The organism is Leucobacter sp. M11 (genome assembly GCF_035726885.1).
Classification (GTDB): Bacteria; Actinomycetota; Actinomycetes; order Actinomycetales; family Microbacteriaceae; genus JAPFRB01.
This window is the reverse complement of record NZ_JAPFRB010000002.1, coordinates 675,030-682,058: the sequence shown is the minus strand read 5'-3', so window position 1 is coordinate 682,058 and position 7,029 is coordinate 675,030. Positions and strand designations below refer to the sequence as shown.

At 71.9% G+C, this 7,029-nt stretch carries 5 protein-coding genes; all 5 read left to right on the top strand.

The window, feature by feature from the left end:
• Positions 1 to 2,736, top strand: a 2,736-nt coding sequence (locus tag OOT08_RS07660; RefSeq protein ID WP_325092005.1) for an efflux RND transporter permease subunit, incomplete at its 5' end; no start/stop codon positions are given.
• Entirely contained in the window at positions 2,733 to 3,260 is a 528-nt protein-coding gene (locus OOT08_RS07655) for a hypothetical protein (RefSeq protein WP_325092004.1), read from the top strand. The genes OOT08_RS07660 and OOT08_RS07655, both read left to right, overlap by 4 nt.
• A 315-nt stretch (positions 3,261 to 3,575) precedes the next feature.
• Positions 3,576 to 5,864, top strand: a complete 2,289-nt coding sequence (locus tag OOT08_RS07650; protein ID WP_325092003.1) for a DEAD/DEAH box helicase — start codon at positions 3,576 to 3,578, stop codon at positions 5,862 to 5,864.
• Between the two features lie 139 nt (positions 5,865 to 6,003).
• Positions 6,004 to 6,678: a hypothetical protein gene (locus OOT08_RS07645; RefSeq protein WP_325092002.1), complete on the top strand. Its 675-nt coding sequence runs from the start codon at positions 6,004 to 6,006 to the stop codon at positions 6,676 to 6,678.
• Positions 6,675 to 6,887, top strand: coding sequence for a hypothetical protein (locus OOT08_RS07640; RefSeq protein WP_325092001.1), 213 nt, complete (start codon positions 6,675 to 6,677; stop codon positions 6,885 to 6,887). The genes OOT08_RS07645 and OOT08_RS07640 overlap by 4 nt, the downstream gene beginning before the upstream one ends.
• Positions 6,888 to 7,029: the final 142 nt, after the last annotated feature.

The following is a 7,029-nucleotide window of genomic DNA, read 5'->3' as shown; positions in this document are numbered from 1 at the left end:
GAGGTCCCCGGGCAGGGACAGCCCGCCCCGCCGGAGGGAGCCCCGACCGGCGAGGACGCTGAACCGCAGGCCCCGGCCGCGACGCCCGTCGTGCCCGTGACGATTGGCGAGGTCGCCGATGTCCGCCTCGAATCCAACCCGGTCACCTCGATCTCGCGGGTCAACGGCGAGCCCGCCCTGACCATCGCGATCACCAAGCTTCCCGCCGCCAACACGGTCGAGGTCTCGCACGAGGTGCGCGGTGCCCTGCCCGAGCTGGAGCGCGCGCTGGACGGCATCAGCCTGAACGTGGTCTTCGACCAGGCCCCCTACGTGGAAAGCTCCGTCGAGACCCTCGCGGTGGAGGGCGCGCTCGGCCTTGTCTTCGCCGTGCTCGTCATCCTGGTCTTCCTCCTCTCGGTGCGCGCGACGCTCGTGACGGCGATCTCCATTCCGGTCTCGGTGCTCATCACCTTCATCGGCTTGCAGGCGGCGGACTACACCCTGAATATCCTCACCCTCGGCGCGCTGACCATCGCGATCGGGCGCGTCGTTGACGACTCGATCGTCGTGATCGAGAACATCAAGCGGCACCTGGTGGCGGGGGCCGACCGGGGCCCGACGATCCTCTTCGCCGTCAAGGAGGTCGCGAGCGCGATCACGGCCTCGACGATCACGACGGTCGCCGTCTTCCTGCCGATGGCCTTCGTGACCGGGATGACCGGCGAACTGTTCCGGCCCTTCGCGATGACCGTCACGCTCGCCCTGCTCGCCTCCCTCCTCGTCTCCCTGACGATCGTGCCCGTGCTGGCGTACTGGTTCCTGAAGCCAGAGAAGGCCCGGCCCGTGCCCGCGAACCTCAGCGCGGAGGACGCCAAGTTACTCGCGGAAGAGGGCGAGGGCGCCTCGCGCGTCACGAAGCTCCAGCGCGCCTACCGGCCGATCATCCGCTGGACGCTGACGAAGCCCCTCGCGACCCTCGGGATCGCCGTGCTCACGCTCGCGGGGACCGTCGCGCTCGCCCCCCTCATGAAGACCAACTTCATCGGCAGCGATGAGCAGAATTCGCTGTCGATCAGTCAGACCCTCGCCCCGGGCACCAGCCTGGACGAGCAGCTCCGCCAGGCGGAGCGCGTCGAGGCCCTGCTGGCCGAGGAAGCGGACGTCGACACCGTGCAGGTCGCGCTCGGGAGCTCGGGCTCCGGCCTGGCCGCGATGTTCGGCGGCGGCGGGGACGGCGTGCTCACCTACTCCGTCACCACGAACCCCGACGCCGGTCAAGCCCGGCTGCAGGAGGAGCTCAGGGATCGCCTGGAGGACCTGGATGACGCGGGCGCGTTCTCGCTGTCCGCGAGCGGCGGCGGGGGCTTTGGCCAATCGGCCATCGAGGTGCAGGTCACGGCCCCGGGCCAGGATACCCTGGCGGAATCCGCCGAGACCCTCGTGGACACGCTCGGCTCGCTCGACAGCCTGAGCCAGGTGTCGAGCAACCTCGGGACCTCGCGCCCCTTCCTCTCGGTGCGGGCGGACCGGCAACAGGCCGCGGATGCCGGCCTGAGCGAGGCCGCGCTCGGCGGGATCGTCTCGGCCAAGATGCAGCCGAACTCGCTCGGCCAGGTGATGCTCGACGAGTCCAGCATCACGGTGTACCTGGCCCGGCCAGGCGCGCCGGAGACGGTGGCGGAACTGGCCGCGATGCCGGTGCCGACGCTGGCCGGGGAGGTGCGCCTCGACAGCCTGGCCACGGTCGAGGTCATCGACGGTCCCGTCTCGGTGACGACCGTGCAGGGCGCGCGCTCCGCGACGATCTCCGCGACGCCGCTCGGCGACGACCTGGGCACCGCCTCGGCCGAGATCGAGGCCGCGCTGGCCGAGATCGAGCTGCCCGCGGGTGTCACCGCTGAGGTCGGCGGGGTGCTCGCCCAGCAGGAAGAAGCCTTCCAGCAGCTCGGCATCGCCCTGCTGGCCGCGATCCTCATCGTCTACATCGTGATGGTGGCGACCTTCAAGAGCCTGTTGCAGCCGCTGTTGCTGCTCATCTCGGTGCCCTTCGCGGCCACCGGAACGATCCTGCTCCAGGTCATCACGGGGGTGCCGCTCGGCGTCGCCTCGCTCATCGGGGTGCTCATGCTCATCGGCATCGTGGTGACGAACGCCATCGTGCTCGTTGACCTCATCAATACCCTCCGGGGCCGGGGTCACCCGCTCCGCGAGGCGGTCGAGTTCGGCTCCCTGCGCCGACTGCGCCCGATCCTGATGACGGCGCTCGCCACGATCCTCGCGCTGACCCCGATGGCGGTCGGGCTGACCGGGCACGGCGGCTTCATCTCCCAGCCGCTCGCGATCGTCGTGATCGGCGGTCTGATCTCCTCCACCGTGATGACGCTCGTGGTGCTCCCGACGCTGTACTACGCCGTAGAGCGGGCCCGGGAGCGGTCCCGCGAGCGCCGGGCCGCACGCGGGGACGCGGTGGCGGCGCCGGGCGCGGCGCACCTCGCGGTGCCGGTCCTCGGCGACGCCGGCGCCGCGTCCGCCCCCGCGCTCCCGGGCGCGGACGCGGGGCCAGCCGCGGGCGCTGAACACGCCCAGCACGCCGCGCGGGACCGGGGGATTGACCCCGAGCTGGACGAGACGATCCGGACGCGCCCCCGCGACCCATCCGCCTCGGCGGAGCCCGCCGTGCGGCCCGATCCGGGCGCACCGGACGCGGGGCCGGATTCCCCCGACGCAACGACCCCAACGAAGGACCCCCTGTGAGCCTCAGCACCGGCAGTGTGAACGCCAGAAGCCTCCTCCTCGCCGAGGACGGGCGGGAGCTCGACGAGCTCTTCAGCGACCCCGAGCTGCTGATCGACGTCGTCGAACAGCCCGGGCACGCCGCGGAGCGGTGGCGCGCCAAGCGCGAGGAACAGCCCGGGTGGAGCGCCGGGGTGCTGCATCTCACCGTGAACGAGGTGCTCCTGAGTGACGCGCGCACCGCCGACGATCTGTGGCCGCTCTGGTCCTATCTGCTGTCGATGCTGGACGAGTACCTCCGCGATGGGGTCGGCCAGTTCGCCTTTCCGAACCGAGAAATCCACGTGGTGCTCCGCGACCGGGACGGGGCGACCTACTTCTCGGTCGGCGACGCCGAGATCGATGTGCACGCGCGGAGCCTCGTCCCCCAGCTCCTCGACGCAGCGGAGTCCTTCTTCAGCTGGGTGACCGAGATCGCCGACGAGGATGCCCAGGACGAGCTTGAATTCATCGCCGAGATCCGCGAGGAACTCGCCGAACGCTGAGCCGGGTCCGCCCGAGGCGTGGCTCGCGCCGCGGCCCCCGTCCGGCGGGGAAGCCGGGGTTCGCCGCGCCGACGAAGAGATCCGCGGGCGGCTCTCAGGAAGCTGCGGTACGATAACCCAGTCGGCTTTTGGACGCCACCGCTCTCACGGTGACCGTATGCGTCCGCCAGGCCGAATTCCGCGAGATGATCCGTCCGCGGTGATCACGACACGTGAACGGCCCGGCCAAAGAATTGCCCGGGGAAACAGCCCACACCCGCTCGGTTTCGAGGGGTGGTCGCGCTGTGTGCTGTCACGCAGAACCCGAGAGGCATCATGCCCAAGAACAACAAGGGCGGCTTCAAGCCCGCCAAGAATTACGACCCGAACCGCGGCAAGTCCGCGCCGGGCAACCGCAGCCCCAAGCACCGCGGTTTCCGTCCCGAGGAGGACGCCCCCAAGAAGAACCGCTGGGACGCGGACGCTCGCGCCGAGCGCTCCGGCGGCCCCCAGGGGAACCGCTTCGGCGGCGGCCCCGCTCGCGAGGACCGCGGCGGTTCGCAGCGGCGCGAGGGCTTTGCGCCCCGCGACGATTTCCGTGGGAACCGCTCCGGCGGGTCCCAGGGCCGCGACGACCGCGGCTTTGCCGGTCGCGAGGACCGCGGCGGCTCCCAGCGCCGCGAGGGCTTTGCGCCGCGCGATGACTTCCGCGGGAACCGCTCCGGCGGATACCAGGGGCGCGACGAGCGCTCCGGTGGCCCCGGCCGCGAGGACCGCGGCGGGTACCAGAAGCGCGAGGGTGGCTTCCAGAAGCGCGACGGCGGCTTCTCGGGCAACCGCTCCGGCGGATTCCAGAAGCGCGATGACGCCCGGGCCGAGGGCGGGCGCGGCTTCGCCCCGCGCGACGACCGTCCCGGGTACCAGAAGCGCGACGATCGCCCCGGCTACCAGAAGCGCGACGAGGCCCGGGGCGAGCGCTCCGGCGGCTTTGCGCCGCGCGAGGACCGCGGCTCCTTCCGGTCGGAGCCCGGCTCCGCGGAGCGCCCCGGTCGCCGCTACTTCGACGAGAGCGGCCAGGAGCGCACGGGCGGCAAGCGCGTTGACCGCCCCGAGCGCCCGGCCCGCGCGGAGCGCTTCGAGCGCCCCGAGCGCCCGGCCCGCGCAGAGTTTGCTCCGCGCCCCGAGCGCGCCGAGCGCAGCGACCGCGGGAACCGCCCCGAGCGTTTCGACCGGGGCGGGCAGTTCGAGCGTCCCGAGCGGGGCCACCGGCCCGAGCGCGGCTTCCGTGAGGACCGCGCCCGCCGGGACACCCGAGAGCCCTCGCGCGGATTCCGCGATGACAAGCCGCGGTACAGCCCCGCCGAGGACGTCGTGCTGGAGCGCCTCGTCGCCCAGGCCACGAGCTCCGATGAGCACGACGGGAAGAGCTTCGCCGAGCTCGGCCTGGGCCAGAACCTGGTGCGCACCCTCGCGGAGCTGGGCGCGGAGTCGCCGTTCCCGATCCAGTCGGCCACGATTCCCGATGTGCTCGCGGGCTCGGACGTCCTGGGCCGAGGCCGCACCGGCTCCGGCAAGACGATTGCCTTCGGCGCGCCCCTCGTCGAGCGGCTGCTCAAGCTGAAGGCGGAGGGCGCATTCGCGGCCGACGACTACGAGGAGCCCCGCCCGGTCCGCGGGGAGCGCCGCCGGCGCTTCCCGGCCGGACGCAAGCCCAAGGCGCTCATCATGGCGCCCACGCGCGAGCTCGCCCTGCAGATCGACCGTACGGTGCAGCCCCTGGCCCGCGCCGTCGGTCTGTTCACCACGCAGATCTACGGCGGGGTGCCCCAGCAGCGCCAGGTGGGCGCGCTGGAGCGCGGCGTCGACATCATCATCGGCACCCCCGGCCGCATCGAGGACCTGATCGAGCAGGGCCGCCTGGACCTCAGCGAGATCGTGATCTCGGTGCTGGACGAGGCCGACCACATGTGCGACCTCGGCTTCCTGGAGCCAGTGCAGCGGATTCTGCGCCGCACGAAGCACCACGGCCAGAAGCTCCTGTTCTCGGCGACCCTGGACCAGGGCGTCGCGAAGCTCGTCAAGGAGTTCCTGCGGGACCCCGCCGTGCGCGAGATCGCGGGCGAGGACCAGGCCTCCGGAACGATCGACCACAAGGTGCTCGTCGTGAACCGCGAGGACAAGGACCAGCTCATCGAGCAGCTCGTGGACCGCGACGGGAAGACCCTGGTCTTCTCCCGGACCCGCGCCTACGCCGAGCGGCTCACCGAGCTGCTCGAGGACGCCGGGATTCCCGCGGTGAGCCTGCACGGCGACCTGAACCAGGCCCGCCGTACGCGCAACCTGGAGAAGCTCACGAAGGGTCGCGTGAACGTCCTCGTGGCCACCGATGTCGCCGCGCGCGGCATCCACGTCGATGACATCGACCTGGTGGTGCAGGCGGACCCGCCGGAGGAGTACAAGACCTACCTGCACCGCGCTGGCCGCACCGGCCGGGCCGGGAAGGAGGGCACGGTCGTGACGATCATCCCCCGCAACCGGCAGCGCCGGACCCAGGAGCTGTTCGAGCGCGCGGAGATCACGCCGAGCTTCTTCGCCGAGTTCTTCCCCGGCGACCAGCTCCGCTAGCCCCTGGCACCCCGGTGCCACGTGAAACGCCCGCCCCCGCACGCGCGGGGCGGGCGTTTCTGCGCCCGCCCGCGCTACGCTGAGGGCACCGGGCTTCCCGCCCGGCACCGATCTCCTTCCCCACACGGAAAGGCCGCCGATGCCCGCGAGCCCAACCCCACGTCGCCGTTTCTTCCGCGCCGCGCCGCTCCGGACGGGTGCGGTGGCCCTTGCCCTCGTGGCCCCCCTGGCCCTTGCCGGGTGCGTCCCCGCCGAGGAGGCGGCCCCGGAGGAGAGCGTCCTCGATCTGATGATGGAGAGCCTGGGCGGTGACCGCCAATCCTCCGGGCTCGGCCTCGTGGTCGGAGGCGTCGGCAGCATGGGCCTGTCCTCGTTTGTCGTCGACGCGTTGGAGCCGGGCCAGACGACCGTCGCTGACCTGATCGTCGCGATTGAGCAGGACCCGGACGGTGCCCCGACGGACTCGGATCCCGAGGTCCGGGCCGACGCGATTGTGGTCTCCGCGCAGCTCGTCTGCGAGGGCTCCCCGAAGCTGAGTCCGAGCGCCGCGGTGATCGAGATCTTCTTCGGCGAACCGGGCGAGCCGACCATCGACCCGGGCCTGAACCTCGGCGAGCTGTGCGCGTCCGGCGCGGCGGCCGAGGACATCGGATCCGCGGGAGCCCCCGGGGCTGGCTTCGGCATTCCGGTCACGTTCCGGCTGCCCGCGACCCTGCCCGACGGCGACGCGAGCCAGGCGGTGCAACCGGAGGAACTCCAGGACGCGTTCAGCGTCCTCATCGAGGTTCGCGACGCGACGGGCACGCGCCCGTGATCGCCCAGGGCTGGCCCCTCGCCGCGGTCATCCGCTTCGCCGAGGCCGAGCCGCCCCCGCCCCTGCCGCTGGGCCTGATGCTCGCGCTCGGCGGCGCGGGCGTGCTCTCCGCCGCACTGGTCGTGGTCGGCTCCGTACTCCTGCGGCGCAAGCGGCTGCGGGAGCTGGCGCGCCGCGACGGCGACCCCGGAGAAAACCCGCGTACCTGAACAAAGAACAGGCTCGCAGTTTGTAGAGTTCGTCCACTTCTCCGGCTCGCCGCCCGCGGCCCCCTTGTGGGGTCTGTGGCGGATGATTGCCCCTCGGCGGCTCTCGGCTTACCTTAAGAGTCACCGTCGCCGTGCACAGACG

What these genes read in the sequence shown, in the direction of transcription:
- OOT08_RS07645 (WP_325092002.1), top strand. Translation starts at nt 6,004, where the DNA reads ATGCCCGCGAGCCCAACCCCACGTCGCCGTTTCTTCCGCGCCGCGCCG.
- OOT08_RS07650 (WP_325092003.1), top strand. Translation starts at nt 3,576, where the DNA reads ATGCCCAAGAACAACAAGGGCGGCTTCAAGCCCGCCAAGAATTACGAC.